19 protein-coding genes are annotated in these 17,143 nt (G+C 73.3%); 10 read left to right on the plus strand and 9 right to left on the minus strand.

The features are described 5' to 3' along the window. Window positions 1–54: 54 nt before the first annotated feature. The 3 genes from ABEA34_RS09710 to ABEA34_RS09720 all read left to right on the plus strand — a co-directional run bounded on the left by ABEA34_RS09710 (window position 55) and on the right by ABEA34_RS09720 (window position 2,554). Window positions 55–732: a Crp/Fnr family transcriptional regulator gene (locus ABEA34_RS09710; RefSeq protein WP_345521051.1), complete on the plus strand. Its 678-nt coding sequence runs from the start codon at window positions 55–57 to the stop codon at window positions 730–732. 149 nt (window positions 733–881) lie between these two features. Next, window positions 882–1,385: a SigE family RNA polymerase sigma factor gene (locus tag ABEA34_RS09715; RefSeq protein ID WP_345521052.1), complete on the plus strand. Its 504-nt coding sequence runs from the start codon at window positions 882–884 to the stop codon at window positions 1,383–1,385. Next, window positions 1,382–2,554: a hypothetical protein gene (locus ABEA34_RS09720; RefSeq protein ID WP_345521053.1), complete on the plus strand. Its 1,173-nt coding sequence runs from the start codon at window positions 1,382–1,384 to the stop codon at window positions 2,552–2,554. Before ABEA34_RS09715 ends, ABEA34_RS09720 begins: the two co-directional genes overlap by 4 nt. Here the strand turns inward: ABEA34_RS09720 and ABEA34_RS09725 are convergent. Genes ABEA34_RS09725 through sp36 form a run of 4 tightly spaced genes read right to left on the minus strand, consistent with a single transcriptional unit; the run spans window position 2,536 to window position 4,838 of the window. Further along, window positions 2,536–3,345, minus strand: coding sequence for an MBL fold metallo-hydrolase (locus ABEA34_RS09725; protein ID WP_345521054.1), 810 nt, complete (start codon window positions 3,343–3,345; stop codon window positions 2,536–2,538). The genes ABEA34_RS09720 and ABEA34_RS09725 overlap by 19 nt on opposite strands. Next, window positions 3,342–4,211 (minus strand): NUDIX hydrolase, encoded by an 870-nt coding sequence (locus ABEA34_RS09730; protein ID WP_345521055.1) that lies wholly within the window; start codon window positions 4,209–4,211, stop codon window positions 3,342–3,344. Before ABEA34_RS09730 ends, ABEA34_RS09725 begins: the two co-directional genes overlap by 4 nt. Beyond that, window positions 4,208–4,672 (minus strand): RidA family protein, encoded by a 465-nt coding sequence (locus ABEA34_RS09735; protein ID WP_345521056.1) that lies wholly within the window; start codon window positions 4,670–4,672, stop codon window positions 4,208–4,210. Before ABEA34_RS09735 ends, ABEA34_RS09730 begins: the two co-directional genes overlap by 4 nt. Window positions 4,673–4,679: 7 nt before the next feature. After that, window positions 4,680–4,838, minus strand: coding sequence for a Sp36 family protein (gene sp36, locus ABEA34_RS09740; RefSeq protein ID WP_186347541.1), 159 nt, complete (start codon window positions 4,836–4,838; stop codon window positions 4,680–4,682). An 81-nt stretch (window positions 4,839–4,919) separates the two neighbouring features. On the opposite strand from sp36, the gene ABEA34_RS09745 reads away from it, so the two are divergent. From ABEA34_RS09745 to ABEA34_RS09765, 5 genes are all read left to right on the plus strand, one after another. Further along, window positions 4,920–6,068, plus strand: a complete 1,149-nt coding sequence (locus ABEA34_RS09745) for a sensor histidine kinase (protein ID WP_345521057.1) — start codon at window positions 4,920–4,922, stop codon at window positions 6,066–6,068. Further along, complete coding sequence (locus ABEA34_RS09750; protein WP_345521058.1) at window positions 6,065–6,727, plus strand: response regulator; 663 nt, start codon at window positions 6,065–6,067, stop codon at window positions 6,725–6,727. Before ABEA34_RS09745 ends, ABEA34_RS09750 begins: the two co-directional genes overlap by 4 nt. Window positions 6,728–6,791: 64 nt before the next feature. Further along, window positions 6,792–7,505: an ABC transporter ATP-binding protein gene (locus ABEA34_RS09755; RefSeq protein ID WP_345521059.1), complete on the plus strand. Its 714-nt coding sequence runs from the start codon at window positions 6,792–6,794 to the stop codon at window positions 7,503–7,505. Then, window positions 7,502–9,919: an ABC transporter permease gene (locus ABEA34_RS09760; RefSeq protein WP_345521060.1), complete on the plus strand. Its 2,418-nt coding sequence runs from the start codon at window positions 7,502–7,504 to the stop codon at window positions 9,917–9,919. The genes ABEA34_RS09755 and ABEA34_RS09760 overlap by 4 nt, the downstream gene beginning before the upstream one ends. Before the next feature lie 48 nt (window positions 9,920–9,967). Further along, on the plus strand, window positions 9,968–11,371 hold the full coding sequence (locus ABEA34_RS09765; protein ID WP_345521061.1) for an MFS transporter: 1,404 nt from the start codon (window positions 9,968–9,970) through the stop codon (window positions 11,369–11,371). A gap of 26 nt (window positions 11,372–11,397) precedes the next feature. Here the strand turns inward: ABEA34_RS09765 and sigJ are convergent, their stop codons facing one another. Genes sigJ through ABEA34_RS09790 form a run of 5 tightly spaced genes read right to left on the minus strand, consistent with a single transcriptional unit; the run spans window position 11,398 to window position 14,853 of the window. Next, window positions 11,398–12,261 carry an RNA polymerase sigma factor SigJ gene (gene sigJ, locus ABEA34_RS09770; protein ID WP_345521062.1) on the minus strand — a complete coding sequence of 288 codons (864 nt, stop codon included), beginning with the start codon at window positions 12,259–12,261 and terminating at the stop codon, window positions 11,398–11,400. Continuing rightward, complete coding sequence (locus tag ABEA34_RS09775) at window positions 12,258–12,998, minus strand: SDR family oxidoreductase (RefSeq protein WP_345521063.1); 741 nt, start codon at window positions 12,996–12,998, stop codon at window positions 12,258–12,260. Before ABEA34_RS09775 ends, sigJ begins: the two co-directional genes overlap by 4 nt. After that, window positions 12,995–13,420 (minus strand): hypothetical protein, encoded by a 426-nt coding sequence (locus tag ABEA34_RS09780; protein ID WP_345521064.1) that lies wholly within the window; start codon window positions 13,418–13,420, stop codon window positions 12,995–12,997. The genes ABEA34_RS09775 and ABEA34_RS09780 overlap by 4 nt, the downstream gene beginning before the upstream one ends. Window positions 13,421–13,462: 42 nt before the next feature. Next, entirely contained in the window at window positions 13,463–14,089 is a 627-nt protein-coding gene (locus ABEA34_RS09785) for a 3-oxoacid CoA-transferase subunit B (RefSeq protein ID WP_345521065.1), read from the minus strand. Then, on the minus strand, window positions 14,086–14,853 hold the full coding sequence (locus ABEA34_RS09790) for a CoA transferase subunit A (protein ID WP_345521066.1): 768 nt from the start codon (window positions 14,851–14,853) through the stop codon (window positions 14,086–14,088). The genes ABEA34_RS09785 and ABEA34_RS09790 overlap by 4 nt, the downstream gene beginning before the upstream one ends. A gap of 71 nt (window positions 14,854–14,924) precedes the next feature. Between ABEA34_RS09790 and bagA the strand changes: the two genes are divergently transcribed. Next, entirely contained in the window at window positions 14,925–15,938 is a 1,014-nt protein-coding gene (gene bagA, locus ABEA34_RS09795; RefSeq protein ID WP_345521067.1) for an ATPase BagA, read from the plus strand. A 10-nt stretch (window positions 15,939–15,948) separates the two neighbouring features. Further along, window positions 15,949–17,136 carry an ArsA family ATPase gene (bagB, locus tag ABEA34_RS09800; protein ID WP_345521068.1) on the plus strand — a complete coding sequence of 396 codons (1,188 nt, stop codon included), beginning with the start codon at window positions 15,949–15,951 and terminating at the stop codon, window positions 17,134–17,136. Window positions 17,137–17,143 lie beyond the last annotated feature (7 nt).

The raw sequence follows: 17,143 nt of genomic DNA on the forward strand, positions 1-17,143 counted from the left end.
GCTAGGATCAGCGAGGAACCCGTGCGCTTGCGGGTCACTTCACGAGGAGGATCCGTGGACAACGACGTACTCCGTCAGGCACCGCTTTTCAGCGCGCTCGACGACGAGGCCGCCACCGCCCTGCGCGGCTCGATGGCCGAGAGCCGCCTGCGTCGCGGGGACGTGCTGTTCCACGAGGGCGACTCCGGCGACAAGCTGTACGTCGTCCTCGACGGCAAGGTGAAGCTCGGGCGCACCTCCTCCGACGGTCGCGAGAACCTGATCGCCATCCTCGGCCCCGGCCAGATGTTCGGCGAGCTCTCGCTCTTCGACCCGGGCCCGCGGTCGGCGACCGTCACCGCGGTGACCGACGCGACCTTCGCCTCGCTCTCCCACGAGGACCTGCTGCGCTGGCTCGAGGGCCGCCCGGGCGTCGCCCGCGGCCTGCTCGCCCAGCTCGCCGGCCGCCTGCGCAAGGCCAACGACGTCGTCGCCGACCTGGTCTTCTCCGACGTGCCCGGTCGCGTCGCCAAGGCGCTGCTCGACCTCGCCGACCGCTTCGGCCGCACCGCCGACGACGGCGTCCACGTGCACCACGACCTCACCCAGGAGGAGCTCGCCCAGCTGGTGGGCGCCTCCCGCGAGACCGTCAACAAGGCGCTCGCCGACTTCGCCTCGCGCGGCTGGCTGCGCCTCGAGCCCCGCTCGGTCGTGATCATGGACGTCGAGCGGTTGGGCAAGCGGGCTCGCTGAGCGTGGTCAGGGATACCCGGTTAACCGGGTATCCCTGAACTTCTATGGCACTGCAATGCCCGAGAAGTTGGCGAAGTGACCGAGAAGCTCGCCTCGGCTGACCCCCGAACCACCCCACCGCACCGTCATCAGGGGTGAGAGGGGGCGAGATGCCACAGCCGTACGACGAGGACGCGTTCCGCGCGTTCGTGCTCGCGCGCACGCCCGCCCTGTCGCGCACGGCGTACCTCCTCACCGGGAACGCCCACCTCGCGGAGGACCTGGTCCAGACCGCGCTCTTCAAGGCGGCCAAGAGCTGGGGCCGGATCCAGGGCGATCCGGAGCCCTACGTCCGGCGCATCCTGTACACGCAGAACGTCTCCTGGTGGCGCAGCCGCCGCCACGTCCGCGAGCACCGGCTCGGGGCGTACGACGAGGCCGCCACCCACCCCGACACCGACCTGCGGCTCAGCCTCGAGCAGGCCCTCGCGCGGCTGACCACCCGCCAGCGCACGGTGCTCGTGCTGCGCTACTTCGAGGACCTCACCGAGGTGCAGACCGCGGCCACGCTCGGGATCGGCGCCGGCACGGTCAAGTCGATCAGCCGCCAGGCGCTGGCCCGGTTGCGCACCCTCGCCCCCGACCTCGCCGAGCACGTGGGAGACCCTTCATGACCCTCCATGACGAGCTTCAGCGGATCGCCGACCGGGCCCCGGTTGCCGACGTCCCGGACGACACCTGGTCCCGCGCCCGCGACGCCCACCGCCGCAACGTGGCACTACTGGTCGCCGGCATCGCGGCCGTCCTCGCCCTCGTCGCCGGCGCCGTCGCCTGGGTGCCCGGCCACGTCGACCCGCCGGTCGCCGACACCGACTCCCTGGGCGTGCCCGACCACCTGTACGCCGTACCCGAGCGGATGGAGGCCCGCGACAACGATGGCGGCTGGATGCGTGACGAGGTCACCGACGACCCGACCGTGGTCGGCATCGGAGCCGCAGCATGGGTGACCAACGGCGGACTGCCGGTCGTCGTCGGCGCGTCCGACGGCGCCTACCACCTGCTCGACCTCCCCGACTTCGTCGGCAACAACTGGAGCTCTGCCGTCGGTCTCGGCGCTCCGACGATCGCGCTCGCGCCCGACGGGCGGCACCTGGCCTACAGCTACGCCGTGTTCGGCCCCGACGCTGCCACCGCGCCGATCCCGACCGGGATCCGGGTCGTGGACCTCACGACCGGCGCGCGGCGCGAGATCCCGGTGCCCGGCAAGGAGGGCACCGCCATCCGGCAGATCGAGTGGTCCCCGGACGGCTCCTGGCTGGCCTTCACCGGGACGCCGCAGGACACCTGGACCGAGATGTCCATGGGGAGCCGCGGTCCAGCGGTGCTCGGCCGGATCCCGCCCGGCCGCGAGCGGGCCCAGGTCAGGGACATCGGCAACGACCAGGCACCGATGTCGGTCGACGACCGGGGCACCGTCCAGTGGCAGAACGGGAAGATCCACGTCTGGGGCCCGGGAAGCCCGGATCCCGACGATCTCGAGTCCGTTGGTCACCTCTCCGACGGACGCCCCGTGGTGTTCGTCGAGGACACCGTGGACTTCCTGGGCGTGTGGAGCGAGGACGGTCTGCGCTCGCTGACGACCCTGGACCCCGGTGTCGGCAGCGACGTGACCGTGGCCACCGACCTGATGCCCCCGGAGCACCCGACGGTCGAACGCCCCGAGCCGAGCTGGCCGTGGTCGGAGGAGCGCCTCTCGATCACGATCGGCCTCGGCGTGGCCGCGGTGATCGCGGCGTGCCTCGGGCTCCGCTGGGTGGTACGCCGCTACCGCTCGGCCAGGTAGGCCAACTGCGCCCGCACCGACCACTCGGCGGCGCCCCAGAGCGACTCGTCGACGTCGGCGTACACGACCTCGACCACCTGCCGCGGCAGCGCCTCGTCCTCGGCCAGCTCAGCAGTGAGAGGCACGCCGAGCTCGTGCAGCGCGCGCTCGACCTGGGCCAGCCGCTCGCGCCGGTGCGCCAGGTAGAAGTCCAGGATCCCGAGGGCGTCGTCGAGCACCGGACCGTGCGCCGGCCACAGGGTCGTGACCTCACCCGCGAGCACCAGCGAGCGCATCCGCTCGATCGAGTCGAAGTAGGGCCCGAGCTGTCCGTCGGGATGCGCCACCACCGTCGTGCCCCGCCCCAGGACCATGTCGCCGGTCAGCAGCGCGCCGTCACCCGGCAGCACCAACGAGATCGAGTCGGCGGTGTGGCCCGGGGTCGTGAGCACCCGCACCGACAGGCCGTCGACGACGAGGTCCTCGCCGTCGACGAGGGGGTCGGCATCGACGCACAGCGCCGGGTCGAGGGCGCGTACGGCGCAGCCCTTGCGCGCCGCGAACTCCGCCGCGACCTCGGCGTGGTCGAAGTGGTGGTGGGTCAGCAGCACCAGCCCCACGTCGCCGAGCTCGGCGGTGAGCCGGTCGAGGTGACCGTCCTCGATCGGACCCGGGTCGACGACGATCGACGCCGACGCACCCGGCTCCTGCAGCACCCAGGTGTTGGTGCCGTCGAGCGTCATCATCCCCGGGTTGGGCGCCAGGAAGCAGCGGCCACGCGAGCCGAAGGACCCGCCGTACCAGGCGGTCATGGGCGACGTCGGGCCGCCACCAGCGGCCGCAGGCGGTCCGGCATCGACAGGGTCCAGCCATCGCCCAGCGGCTCGACGGACGGCGTGAACATCTCCACCGACCGCGAGGCCGCGACCGCGAGCACCTCCTCGGGCGACGCGTGCTCACCGACCTCCATCGAGGTGAGGTACGTCGGCGGCATCAGCGCCAGGTCACCGGTGTCGGCCTGATCGGCGGCCACCCGGGCCGGGATCCACGACACCGACGAGGACTCGGTCGACACGTCGCGGGTGACCTGGCCCGAGGGCAGCAGCGCCACGAAGAACCAGGTGCGGTAGCGCTTCGGCTCGAAGACCGGCGTCAGCCAGGCGTCCCAGACGCCGAGCAGGTCGGTACGCAGCACCAGCCCGCGGCGGTTGAGGAAGTCCGTCAGCGACAGCTCCCGCGACTCCAGGGCGACCCGGTCGGCCTCCCAGTCGTCCGCGGTCGTGTCGGCGACGATGCTCGTCTCCGACGTACCGGCCAGGAGCACGCCCGACTCCTCGAAGGTCTCGCGTACGGCGGCGCACACGAGCGCCCGCGCGGTCTCCTCGTCGCAGCCGAGGCGGGCCGCCCACTCGAGGGGGGTCGGACCGGCCCAGGCGACCGCGGTGTCGAAGTCGCGCGGATCGACGCCGCCGCCCGGGAAGACGCACATGCCACCGGCGAAGTCCATCGAGACCTGGCGGCGCATGTAGTAGACCTCGGGGCCGTCGGCGGACGCCCGCATCAGGATCACGGTGGCGGCGTTGCGCGGCTCGGCTGGCGTCTGCCGGCCGTCCTCGAACTCGCGCGCGATGTCGACCAGCCGGTCCGGCAGCGGGACCGGAGGGAGAGGAATCCTCACCCGGCCACCCGCACGATGATCTCCACCTCGACCGGCGAGTCCAGGGGCAGCACGGGCACGCCGACCGCCGAGCGGGCGTGGACGCCGGCGTCGCCGAAGACCTTGCCCAGCAGCTCGGAGGCGCCGTTGGCGACCTGGGGCTGGCCGGTGAAGTCGGGGGTCGACGCCACGAAGACGACGACCTTCACGACCTGGGCGACCCGGTCGAGGTCACCGACGACCGACTTCACGGCCGCGATCGCGTTGAGGGCGCACTGCTGCGCGGCGTCCTTCGCCTCCTCGGGCCCGACCTCGCCACCGACCTTGCCGGTCAGCAGGAGCTCGCCGTTCTTCATCGGCAGCTGGCCGGAGGTGAAGACCAGGTCCCCGCACGCGACCGCGGGCACGTAGACCGCCACCGGCGTGGGGACCTCGGGCACCGACAGGCCCAGCTCGGCCAAGCGGTCCTCGGGTGCGCTCATCGTCCGCTCACCCCTCGATCGGGCGCTTGAAGTAGCCGACGAGGTTCTCGGGGTTCATGCCGGGCGCGACCTGCACCAGCTCCCACCCGTCGGCCCCGAAGTTGTCCAGGATCTGCTTCGCCGCGTGCGTGAGGATCGGCGCGGTCAGGTACTCCCACTTCGTCATGCTCGGCACCCTACTCGGGGAGCACGCGGGATCCACCCGTGGTCGGACGCGGTCGCCTCCGCTCGCAACTAGGGTCGCTGCGTGAGCACCGTGGCCGAGCACCGCCAGCCCTGGCGGCTGAGCCCGCAGGGCCAGGTGTGGTTCGACATCGTGCTCGCGACGGGCCTGCTGCTGCCGGCCCTCGCGATGCCGTTCACCGAGGCCGGCTGGACCGGCTTCGCCGTCTCGGTCGGTCAGCTGGCACCCCTCTACTGGCGCCGCCGGCACCCGGTCGTGGTCTTCGCCGTCGTCGCCGGCTCCAGCGCCGCCCAGGCGCTCCTCCTGGACACGCCGTTGTGGAGCCAGGTCGCGTTCCCGGTCGCGGTCTACTCGGTCGCACGGTTCTCGCACACGCGGGCCGGCCTGGCCGCGCTCGCCACCGGGATCGCGGGCGCGTTCGTCGCGTCGTACGTCTGGTTGCTCGGCTTCGACCAGCTGATCCCGTCGGCCTTCACGTCGTACGTCCTCTTCATCACGGCCATCGTCGTCACGGCCTGGGCCCTCGGCACCCTCGGCCGCATCCGCCGGGCGTACGTCGACGCGCTGGTCGAGCGCGGCGAGCAGATCAGGCGCGAGGCGGCCCAGGAGATCGCCCTGGCGGCGTCGGACGAGCGCGCGCGGATCGCCCGCGAGATGCACGACGTCGTCGCACACGGGCTGTCGATGATCGTGGTGCAGGCCGACGGTGCGCGCTACGCGGCGGAGCGGGACCCGGCCGTCGCGACCGAGACCCTGGAGACGATCGCCGCGACCGGTCGTGCGTCCCTCACCGAGATGCGCCACACCCTGGGCCTGCTCCGCTCGGGCGGCGACCTCGAGCTCCGCCCGCAGCCCGGCATCGCGGACCTGGCCGGGATCGTGGTCGGCGACGACATCGACGCGACCCTCCCGGACCCGGCGACCACGGCGCCGGACGGCGTCGCGCTCACGGCGTACCGCATCGTGCAGGAGGCGCTCACCAACGTCCGCAAGCACGCCGGCCCGGACGTCCGGGTGCGCGTCGTGGTCGCCGTCGACGACGAGGCGACCGTGCTGGTCGAGGACGACGGCCGGGGCGCCGCCGTCACGGCCGCCGGCGGCGGCCTCGGGCTGCTCGGGATGCGGGAGCGGGTGCAGGCGCACGGCGGCACGCTCGAGGCAGGTCCCCGCGCGGGCGGCGGCTGGCGCGTCGCTGCGAGGCTGCCGCTATGACCATCCGCGTCTTCCTCGTCGACGACCAGCAGCTGGTGCGCAGCGGCTTCCGGATGCTGGTCGACAGCCAGCGCGACATGACCGTCGTCGGGGAGTCGGGCGACGGCGCCGACGCCGTCCAGCAGCTGGCGGTGACCGCTGCCGACGTCGTGCTCATGGACATCCGGATGCCGCGCCTGGACGGCGTCGAGGCGACCCGGTCGATCACTGCTCGCGGCGACCTCCCCCGCGTGGTCGTCCTGACGACGTTCGACCTCGACGAGCACGTCTTCGCCGCGATCAAGGCCGGCGCCGCCGCCTTCCTGCTCAAGGACGCGCTCCCCGAGGACCTGCTGACCGCGATCCGCGTCGTGCACGCCGGCGACTCGGTCGTGGCACCGAGCACCACCCGGCGGCTGCTCGACCGGTTCGCCGCCGAGCTCCCGGACCCGGTCACCGCGGCACCCGACGAGCGCATCGCCGGACTCACCGACCGTGAGCGCGAGGTCCTGGTGCACGTCGGTCGCGGCCGGTCCAACCACGAGATCGCCGCCGACCTCGTGGTCGCCGAGGCCACCGTGAAGACCCACATCGGCCGGCTCCTCGCCAAGACCGGCTCCCGCGACCGGGTCCAGCTGGTCGTGCTGGCGTACGAGACCGGGCTGGCCCGTACGACCTGAGTCGTACGCCGGGTCCGGCCCGCGGGCTGACGATCCGGCGGCCCGCGATCGCGAGAGTCGTGGCATGACGACCACCTCCCTCGCCGCCAGCGCCCGCGCCCTCACCCGTGTCTACGGGCACGGGGACACCGCCGTGCACGCCCTCCGCGGCGTCGACCTCGACCTGCCCGCCGGGCGCTTCACCGCGATCATGGGGCCGTCCGGCTCGGGCAAGTCCACGTTGATGCACTGCCTGGCCGGTCTCGACACCCCCACCTCCGGCACCGTCTCCGTCGCCGGGCGCGCCCTGCAGGACATGGACGACACGGCGCTGACCGTCTTCCGGCGCGAGCACGTGGGCTTCGTCTTCCAGTCCTTCAACCTGCTGCCGATGCTCACCGCCGGCCAGAACGTGCTGCTCCCCCTCGAGCTCGCCGGCCGCCGCGTCGACGCCGAGGCGCGGGAGCGCTACGACCTGGTCGTGGACGTGCTCGGCATCCGGGACCGGCTCGGCCACCGCCCGTCCGAGCTGTCCGGCGGCCAGCAGCAGCGGGTGGCGATCGCCCGCGCGCTGGTCACCCGGCCCGACATCGTCTTCGCGGACGAGCCCACCGGCAACCTCGACAGCGAGACGTCCGCCGAGGTGCTCGGCTTCCTGCGGCGCTCGGTGCGCGAGCTCGGCCAGACCGTCGTGATGGTCACCCACGAGACCGACGCCGCGGCGTACGCCGACGACGTCGTCGTCATCACCGACGGCCTCGCCGCCGACGTCCGTCCCGTGGCGGAGCCGGTCCGATGAGGACCGTGCTGCGCGCGTCGCTGCGCACCCACACCCGCCGCTACGTGTCGGCGGCGATCGCCGTCGTCATCGGCGTCTCCTTCATCGTCGTCACCAGCCTGCTGTCCGACGCCACCCGCGCCGGCCTGGTCGCCGGCGTCGAGGTGCCCTTCCGAGGTGCCGACGTCGTCGTCACCGACGTCAGCGCCGACGAGGCGGCCCGCATCGTCGACCGGGCGCAGCGGGACGGCGACTCCGCGGCCGTCCTCGGCTGGACTCCCCAGAGGGTCCGGGTCGGCGGGCGGCTCTTCGAGGACCGGGCCGATGTCGGCGGGGTCGCCGACGACGCTGGCCTGCGCTGGCAGGTGCTCCGCAAGGGCCGCTTCCCCGACGCTCCGGGCGAGGTCGTCGCCGACGTCAACGCGGTCAAGGGGCACGACGTCTCCCTCGGCGACAGCGTCGAGATCGGGACAGGTCGGGGATCGGTCGACGGCACCCTCGTCGGCCTCGTCGACACCCCCTCCGCCAGCAACGGCGCCCAGCTCTACCTGACCTGGGCGGACCTGCGCGGTCTCGACTCGGACCTGTGGATCGACTCGGTCGCGTACGCCGGACCCGGGTCGTCGTCGCTCGCCGCGACGCTCCCCGCGGGCGCCACGGTCCAGCCGCGCGACGAGTTCGTCGAGGACCGCCAGGCCGAGCTGACCAACGAGGTCAACGTGCTGGCGATCCTGCTGCTGGTGTTCGCCGCCATCGCGCTCTTCGTCTCGGTGCTGGTTATCGCCAACACCTTCTCGATCCTCTTCGCCCAGCGCGCCCGCGACGTCGCCCTGCTCCGCTGCGTCGGCGCGACCCGGCGCCAGGTGCTGCGCTCCGTGCGGGTCGAGGCGGTCGCGCTCGGCGTCGCGTCCGCGGCCCTCGGGCTCGTGGTCGGCACCGGCCTCGGCTACGCCCTCGTGGCGCTGGCGAAGTCCGCCCTGCCCAGCGGCAGCATGGCCTTCCCGGCGCCGTCGGGGCGTTGGTACGCCGGCGCTCTCGTCGTCGGCGTCCTCGTCACCGTCGTCGCGGCCTGGCTGCCCACCCGGCGAGTGGTCCGGGTCAGCCCGCTGGCGGCGCTGCGTCCCGACGACTCGACCAGCGTGCAGACCGGGGCCGGCCGGCTCCGCGTGCTGCTCGGCCTGGTCGGAGTCGCCGTCGGCGTCGGCCTGCTGGCGCTGTCGATCAGCGCGAGCAACGCGGTCGCGATGATCCTCGGCGGGATCGCGACCTTCAGCGGCGTGCTCCTGCTCGGCCCAGTCATCGTCCCGGCGCTGATCAGGGCGGTCGGGGGACTGGTCGGCCGGGTGGGTGGCACGCCCGTCCGGCTGGCGACCGAGAACGCCGTGCGCAACCCACGGCGTACCGCCGCCACGACCGCGTCCCTGCTCGTCGGCGTCACCCTGACCGCGGCCGTCCTGGTCGGGCTGGCGAGCTCCCGCAGCGCCGTCGACGAGGACCTCGACCACGACTATCCCGTCGACGTGACGCTCACCGCGACCGGTGCGCCGCTGGCGGCCGACGTGGCCGACCGGGTGCGGGCGGTGCCGGGGGTCGACTCCGCGATCACGCTCGCGGGCGTCTCCGCCGACGTGTCCGGTGCCGGCCGCCTGCCGGTGGTCGCCCAGAGCGGCGCCGTCGGCCTGGTCCGGGGCACCCCCGGCGTGGCCGCGCCGCGTCCCGGCGAGATCTGGGTCCCCGGGGACCTGATGGACGGCCTCGCCGACGGCGACCTGGTCACCGTGCGGGCCCGCGGCCGGACGGACCGGCTACGGGTCCGCGGCGGGGCGGGCTGGGGCGAGGCCGCGGTGGTGGCACCGTCCACGCTCGCGGATCTGACCGCCACCCCCCAGCCGTGGGCGGTCTGGGTGCGGGCCGACGACGGCGCCGACGCCGAGGACCTGGGCGGCGACCTGGATGCCATCGCCCAGTCGGTGGACGCCGACCTGGTCAACAGCCTGCGCGAGCGCTCGTGGGTGACCCTCCAGCTCGACATCCTGACGGGCACGGTCGTCGCCCTGCTGGGCATCGCCGTCGTGATCGCCCTGGTCGGCATCGGCAACACCCTCGGCCTGTCCGTGCTCGAGCGCGGCCGGGAGAACGCGCTGCTGCGCGCCCTCGGGCTCACCCGCCGTCAGCTGCGGGCCACGCTCGCGGCCGAGGCACTGCTGCTGTCGGTCGTTGCGACCGTGCTGGGCACGGTGATCGGGGTGGCGTTCGCGTGGGTCGCGGTCCACGCCCTCGTGCAGCGGGCGGTCGACGCCGCGCCGATGGTGCTGCCGTGGGGCCAGCTGGCTGCGGTGGTCCTGGTCGCCGGCGTGGCCGGGCTCCTGTCGGCTCTGCTGCCGGCGCGCCGCGCAGCTCGCACCACCCCGGCCGCCGGGCTCAGTGCCGACTGAGCGGGCTCGGGTTGACCTCAACCAGAGTTGAAGTCCTAGGTTCTGCGGGTGACCACGACCGTCCCGAGCACCCCCGCACCACCGGGGCCACGTCCGCGCATCCTGTCGCCGGCGTACGCCGCGACCACGATCGGGATGTTCGCGCTGGTCGCGTTCTCGGCGTTCGAGGCCACCGCCGTCACGACCGTGATGCCGTCGGTCGCGGACGAGCTCGACGGCGTCGGGCTCTACGCCCTGTCGTTCGCGGCGCCGCTCGCGAGCGGCGTCGTCGGCATGGTGGCCGCCGGCGCCCGGGCCGACCGACGCGGCCCGGTCGGCCCGCTGGTCGCGGCGCTCGTGCTCTTCTCCCTGGGCCTGGTGGTCTGCGGGACCGCGCCGTCGATGGAGGTGCTCGTCGCAGGCCGGGTGCTTCAGGGCCTCGGCGGCGGCGCGATGACCGTCTGCCTGTACGTCGTGGTCGGGCTGGTCTTCCCGGCGGTCCTCCAGCCGGCCGTGTTCGCGAGCTTCGCCGCTGCGTGGGTGCTGCCGTCGCTGTTCGGCCCCGCCCTCGCGGCGTTCGTCGCCCACTCCCTCGGCTGGCGGTGGGTGTTCCTCGGCGTGGTCGCCGTGGTCGCGCTGTCGACCGTGCTGATCGCCCCCGCGCTGCGCGGCCTGGAGCGCCGCGACGGCGCGGCCACGGCGTCCGGCTCGCGGCTCGCCTGGGCCGCCGTCGGGGCGACCGCGGTCCTGGTGCTCGAGCTGCTCGGGTCACGACGCGGTCCGGTCGTGGTCCTGGCGGTCGTCGCGCTCGGCGTCGTCGTCCTTGCGCTCCGGCGGCTGCTGCCCAGCGGTGCGCTGGTCGCCCGTCGCGGGCTGCCGGCCGTGATCGGCACGCGGGGGTTGCTGAGCGCGTCCTTCTTCTGCGCCGAGGCCTACATCGTCTTCGTCCTGCAGGAGCGGTGGGGGCTCTCGCCGGGCACCGCCGGCCTGGCCCTGACGGCCGTCGGCCTGGTCTGGGCGGCCTCGAGCCAGGTGCAGTCCCGGCTCGGCGACCGCGTCTCCCACGTCACCGCGATGCGCTGGGGCACCGCTCTCGTGCTCGCCGGGACGATCCTGCTGACCGTCGTCGTGGTCGGCCACGGCTCCCCGGTGCTCGCCATGGCGGCGTACGTCGTCGCCGGCGCCGGGATGGGCTTCGGCTACCCGCGCACCGGCGTCGCGATGCTCGCCGCCTCCTCCGACACCGACCGTGGCTTCAACTCCTCGGCCCTGTCCATCGCCGACTCCCTCGGCGGCGCGCTGTCGCTGTCCCTGTCCGGCATCGTGTTCGGGGTGGCGACCCGGGTCGGGGTCGACCCGTTCGGCTCCGTCTTCGTGCTCGCGGCCGGCATCGCCGTGCTGGGTGTGGGGGCGGCGTGGCGGACGGCCGCTGGTGTCGAGAGACGCGAAATCGCCCTCGATCCAGCCGTCTGAGGGCGATTTCGCGTCACTCGACGATCTCAGCCGCGCAGCACCGACGCCAGCTTGTCCGGCGCGAGCACGATGTCGACCCGGGTGATCCGGTCACCGTCGACGGTGAACGACACGACCGAGTGCAGGTGACCCGCGACGCGGAACGCGACGCCGGTGCGGCCGTTGACCTCCACCAGCTCGACCTCGCCGTCCTTGCGCGCGATCCCGGCCATGAAGCGGGCGACCTTGTCCGGCCCGACCACGGGCCGCCGGGCTGCGTTGACGACACCGCCGCCGTCGCTGGTGAGCACCACCGACGGGTCGAGCAGCCGCATCAGGTCGGCCAGGTCGCCGCCGGCGGCCGCGACCAGGAACGCGCCGACCACCCGGTCGTGGGTGGTCGCGTCGACCGCCACCCGAGGCGTCCCGGCCACGACGTGCTGCCGGGCCCGGCGGGCGAGCTGCCGGACCGCCTCCGGCGTCCGCCCCACGGCGGCGGCCACCTCCGCGAACGGCAGCTCGAAGATGTCGTGCAGCACCCACGCCGTCCGTTCCGCAGGGGTCAGCCGCTCGAGGGCGACCAGCAGGGCGTAGCGGACCGAGTCGTCGAGGCTCACCCGGTCGGCGGCGTCCGGGACGGCGGCCACCACCGGCTCCGGGAGCCACGGCCCGACGTACGACTCCCGGCGCACGCGGGCCGATCGCAGCACGTCGAGGGCCGCCCGTGCGACGGTGACGGTCGCCCAGGCGCCGACGTCGCGCACCGGGTCGCGGGCGTCGGCCGCCACCAGCCGGAGCCAGCAGTCGGCCACGACGTCCTCGGCCTCGGCGTGGCTGCCGAGGATCGCGTAGGCCACCCGGACGAGGCGCGGCCGCTCCCCGTCGTACGCCGTTGCCAGCTCGTCGCTCACTGCTGGCTCAACCACTCGTCGAAGGTCACCCGGCCACGCGGTCCGTCAGCGGTCGGCGTCAGCGCGCCCGAGCGCATCGCCCGGCCGGCCGCTCCGGGGAGCCGGACCGGCACCACCCGGCGGCCGAGGCTGCGCGCCGTCGAGACCCGGCGAGCGAGGTCGACGATCTGCAGCCGGTCTGGGCCGGCCAGCTCGGGCGCGTGCCCGACCGGAGGGCCCGCGGCGAGCTCGACGAGCGCCTCGGCGACCTCGCGGGCGGCCACCGGCTGGCTCAGCATCCGCGGCACCAGCGAGAACGGCCCGACGGTCACGAAGTGCAGCGCCTGCTCGGCGAACTCGTGGAACTGCGTCGCCCGGAGCACCGTCCACGGCACCTGCCCCTCCGCCAGGACGCGCTCCTGGAGCCGCTTGCCGGCGTAGTAGCCGGTGTCGACGTCGTCGATCCCGACGATCGACAGGGCCACGTGGTGGCCGACCCCGGCCGTCGACTCGGCGGCGAGCAGGGTGCGGGTCACCCCGCCGAAGAACGCCTCGGCCGCGTCCCGCTTCTGGGTGGTCACGTTGGTGGTGTCGATGACCGCGTCCACACCGGCCAGGCGATCGACCAGGCCGGCGCCGGTGGTCAGGTCCACGCCCTCGGACCGGGACAGCACGACGACGTCGTACCCGCGATCGCGGGCGGCGTCGACGACCATGCGTCCGACCAGGCCGGTCCCACCGGCCACCGCGATCTTCATGCCGTCACCTCCGCCCGCTGCTCGGCCCGGGCCGGCACCAGGAGGAGCACGGCCAGGACCAGGGTCCCACCGAGCGCGACCACGTTGCCGACGACGTCGACGGCTGCCAGCTCACCGAGGTGGTGCAGGTGATAGCTCAGGTGCAGCAGCGAGAACGTCGTCCAAGCCGCGCCGAGCATCAGCGTCGTACGGCGCTCCCGCCACGCGAGCGCCAGCACGCCGGCCACCGCGAGGGCCAGGTAGAGGCCGCCGACGTCGCGGACGAGATGCTCGTTGAAGGGACCGTCACCGCCGACCCACGTCCGGTTGAGCCCGGGGAAGCTGTCGTAGAAGGACCGCGGCGCCAGCGACGCCCACCAGCCGACGTACAACGCCGACGCGGTGAGCACCCCCGTGGCCACGGTGTGGGGAGTCGTGTTCATACCCGGTAGACGGGACAGCCCGCCCGGGTGTGACATCGGGAGCTAGACGAGCTCGGGTTCGGTCTTCTCGCGGACCTCGTCCTCGGTGACGCCGGGGGCGAGCTCGACCAGACGCAGCCCGTCGGGGGTGACGTCGATGACGGCGAGGTCGGTGATGATCCGCTGCACACAACCCCGTCCGGTGTAGGGCAGGGAGCACTCCTCGACGATCTTGAACGACCCGTCGCGGGCCACGTGCTCCATCAGCACGATCACCCGCTTCGCGCCGTTGACCAGGTCCATCGCCCCGCCCATGCCCTTGACCATCTTGCCGGGGATCATCCAGTTCGCGATGTCACCCGCAGCCGAGACCTGCATCGCGCCCAGGATCGCGGCGTCGATCTTCCCGCCCCGGATCATCCCGAACGACGTGGCCGAGTCGAAGATGGACGCGCCCGGGCGCAGCGTCACGGTCTCCTTGCCGGCGTTGATCAGGTCCGCATCCACCGCGTCCTCGCTCGGGTAGGCACCCGTGCCGAGCACCCCGTTCTCCGACTGCAGCACCAGCTCGACGTCGTCGGGGACGTAGTTGGGCACCAGCGTCGGCAACCCGATCCCCAGGTTCACATACGACCCGTCCGACAGCTCAGCGGCCGCCCGCGCCGCCATCTCCTCACGCGACCAGCTCACGACGACACCGTCTTCTTCTCGATCCGCTTGTCGGCCGCCTGCTCCGGGGTCAACGCCACCACCCGGTGCACGAACACCCCCGGCGTGTGCACCTGCGCCGGAGCAATCTCACCGGGCTCCACCAGCTCCTCGACCTCCGCGACCGTCACCCGACCGCACATCGCGGCGAGGTGGTTGAAGTTGCCCGCCGACTCGCGGTAGACGAGGTTGCCGTGCCGATCGCCCTTCCAGGCCCGCACCAACCCGAAGTCGGCCACGATCGCCTCCTCCAGCACGAACTCCCGCGGACCCTCGGCGGTCTCGAAGACCTGGGTCTGCTTCGCCGGCGACGACACGACCACGTTGCCCTCGGAGTCGTACCTCCACGGCAGCCCACCCTCGGCAACCTGCGTACCGACACCGGTCGCGGTGAAGAACGCCGCGATCCCCGTCCCACCCGCCCGCATCCGCTCCGCCAACGTGCCCTGCGGGGTCAGCTCCACCTCCAGCTCACCGGACAGGTACTGCCGCGCGAACTCCTTGTTCTCCCCCACGTACGACGACACCATCCGCCGGATCCGCTTCCGGGCGAGCAGCAGACCCAGGCCCCAGTCGTCGACACCACAGTTGTTCGACACCGCCTCCAGGTCCGTCGTCCCCGCCTCCAACAGAGCACCGATCAGCACCGACGGGATCCCGCACAACCCGAAACCACCCACCGACAACCGCGCGCCGTCCGGGATGTCCGCCACCGCCTCCGCAGCAGTCGAAACGACCTTGTCCACGTCTAGCCTCCTGGTGTGACCTGCCTCCCCATGGAGTTTAGGGGTGGGGGTCGGCTGGCTACTCTCGGTCCATGTCAGGGCCGAGCACAGCCGACTGGTCGCGCGTGCGTCTGCATGTCGTGACCGGCAAGGGTGGCACCGGCAAGTCCACGGTGGCCGCGGCCCTGGCCCTCGCGCTCGCCTCCCACGGCAAGCAGGTGCTGCTCTGCGAGGCGGAGGGCCGCCAGGGCATCGCGCGGATGTTCGACGTCGACCCCCTGCCGTACGCCGAGCGCCGGATCGCGACCGGGCTGCGCCACGAGGACCGCTCACCCGGCGTCGTGCACGCCCTCCACATCGACGCCGAGTCGGCGCTGCTCGAGTACCTCGCCATGTACTACAAGCTCGGCCGCGCCGGACGGGCCCTCGACCGCTTCGGCGTGATCGAGTTCGCGACGACGATCGCGCCCGGCGTCCGCGACGTGCTGCTGACCGGCAAGGTCTTCGAGGCCGTGCAGCGCAACAGCCGCAACAAGTCCGCGATCACGTACGACGCCGTCGTGCTCGACGCGCCGCCGACCGGACGCATCACGCAGTTCCTCAACGTCAACGACGAGCTGGCCGGCCTGGCCAAGGTCGGCCCCATCAAGAGCCAGGCCGACAACGTCACCGCTCTCTTCCGCTCGCCGCGCACCGCCGTCCACCTGGTGACGGTCCTCGAGGAGATGCCGGTGCAGGAGACGGCCGACGGCATCGACGCCCTGGCCGCCGCCGGCCTCCCGGTCGGCGGCGTGGTCGTCAACCGGGTGCGTCCGCGCGACATCGCGGCCGCCGATCTCGCGGCCGCCCTCGACGGGCGGCTCGACACCACGCGGCTCACCGCCGACCTCGAGGAGGCGGGGGTCGACCTCGACGAGGGGCTGGTCGACGGGCTGGTCGCCGAGGCCCACGACCACGCCGTACGACGCGCGCTCGAGGACGCCCAGCGCCAGGTCGTCGCCGGGCTCGGCCGGCCGGCGTACGAGCTCCCGCGCCTGCCCGGCGGCGTCGACCTCGGTGGCCTCTACGAGCTCGCCGCCACCCTCAAGCAGCAGGGCCTCGCATGAGGAGCACCCGATGAAGTCCCGCCCCCGCGTCGGCCCGCTGGCCGGCCGCCCCGGACCGGCCCCGGCGATGGACGTCGACGCCCTGATCGACGACCGCGGCATCGGCATCATCGTCTGCTGCGGCTCGGGCGGGGTCGGCAAGACCACGACCTCCGCGGCGCTCGCGCTCCGGGCGGCCGAGCGCGGACGCAAGGTCGTCGTCCTCACCATCGACCCGGCGAAGCGGCTCGCCCAGTCGATGGGCATCGAGCGGCTCGACAACACCCCGCGGCCCGTCACCGGCCTGCGCACCAACGGCAGGGGCAACCGCAAGGGCGGCGGGCTCGACGCGATGATGCTCGACATGAAGCGCACCTTCGACGAGGTGGTGGAGAGCCAGGCCACCCCCGAGAAGGCGCAGCAGATCCTGGCGAACCCCTTCTACATCGCGCTGTCGAGCTCGTTCTCCGGCACCCAGGAGTACATGGCGATGGAGAAGCTCGGCCAGATCCACGCCGACGCGCAGCGCGACGGCACCTATGACCTGATCGTCGTCGACACCCCGCCGTCGCGCTCCGCGCTGGACTTCCTCGACGCACCCGAGCGGCTGTCGAGCTTCCTCGACGGCCGGTTCATCCGGCTGCTGCTCACGCCCGCCAAGGGGCCGGCGCGGATGATGACCGCGGGCCTCGGGCTGATCACCGGTGCGCTCAACAAGATCCTGGGCACCCAGGTGCTGCGCGACATGCAGACCTTCGTGGCCGCCTTCGACACCCTCTTCGGCGGCTTCCGCCAGCGCGCGCAGAAGACCTTCGAGCTGCTCCAGGCGGACGGTACGGCGTTCCTGGTGATTGCCGCCCCCGAACCCGACGCGCTGCGCGAGGCGGCGTACTTCGTCGAGCGGCTCGCCGACGACGACATGCCGTTGATGGGCCTGATCGTCAACCGCGCCAGCCCGGCACCGCGCGGCACCTTGTCCCCCGACGAGGCGATGGCGGCCGCCACCCGCCTGCGCCAGCGTGACCCGGAGTCACTGACCGCGGGGCTGCTGCGGCTGCACGCCGACCAGTCCCGCATCGTCGAGCGCGAGGAGGTGCTGCGCGCCCGCTTCGCCGCGGCGCACCCGCAGGTGCCCACCGCCGTGGTGCCGGCGCTCCCCGGCGACGTGCACGACCTCGCCGGCCTGCGCCGGATCGGCGAGCTGCTGGCGGGCGCCTGACCGTCAG

It is taken from the genome of Nocardioides conyzicola (assembly GCF_039543825.1).
GTDB classification, from domain to species: Bacteria; Actinomycetota; Actinomycetes; order Propionibacteriales; family Nocardioidaceae; genus Nocardioides; species Nocardioides conyzicola.

Coding starts and splice junctions, on each gene's coding strand:
- ABEA34_RS09735 (WP_345521056.1), bottom strand. CDS start 4,672: ATGAGCGCACCCGAGGACCGCTTGGCCGAGCTGGGCCTGTCGGTGCCC.
- bagB (WP_345521068.1), top strand. CDS start 15,949: ATGAAGTCCCGCCCCCGCGTCGGCCCGCTGGCCGGCCGCCCCGGACCG.
- ABEA34_RS09725 (WP_345521054.1), bottom strand. CDS start 3,345: ATGACCGCCTGGTACGGCGGGTCCTTCGGCTCGCGTGGCCGCTGCTTC.
- ABEA34_RS09780 (WP_345521064.1), bottom strand. CDS start 13,420: ATGAACACGACTCCCCACACCGTGGCCACGGGGGTGCTCACCGCGTCG.
- ABEA34_RS09715 (WP_345521052.1), top strand. CDS start 882: ATGCCACAGCCGTACGACGAGGACGCGTTCCGCGCGTTCGTGCTCGCG.
- ABEA34_RS09755 (WP_345521059.1), top strand. CDS start 6,792: ATGACGACCACCTCCCTCGCCGCCAGCGCCCGCGCCCTCACCCGTGTC.
- ABEA34_RS09750 (WP_345521058.1), top strand. CDS start 6,065: ATGACCATCCGCGTCTTCCTCGTCGACGACCAGCAGCTGGTGCGCAGC.
- ABEA34_RS09720 (WP_345521053.1), top strand. CDS start 1,382: ATGACCCTCCATGACGAGCTTCAGCGGATCGCCGACCGGGCCCCGGTT.
- ABEA34_RS09775 (WP_345521063.1), bottom strand. CDS start 12,998: ATGAAGATCGCGGTGGCCGGTGGGACCGGCCTGGTCGGACGCATGGTC.
- ABEA34_RS09760 (WP_345521060.1), top strand. CDS start 7,502: ATGAGGACCGTGCTGCGCGCGTCGCTGCGCACCCACACCCGCCGCTAC.
- sp36 (WP_186347541.1), bottom strand. CDS start 4,838: ATGACGAAGTGGGAGTACCTGACCGCGCCGATCCTCACGCACGCGGCG.
- bagA (WP_345521067.1), top strand. CDS start 14,925: ATGTCAGGGCCGAGCACAGCCGACTGGTCGCGCGTGCGTCTGCATGTC.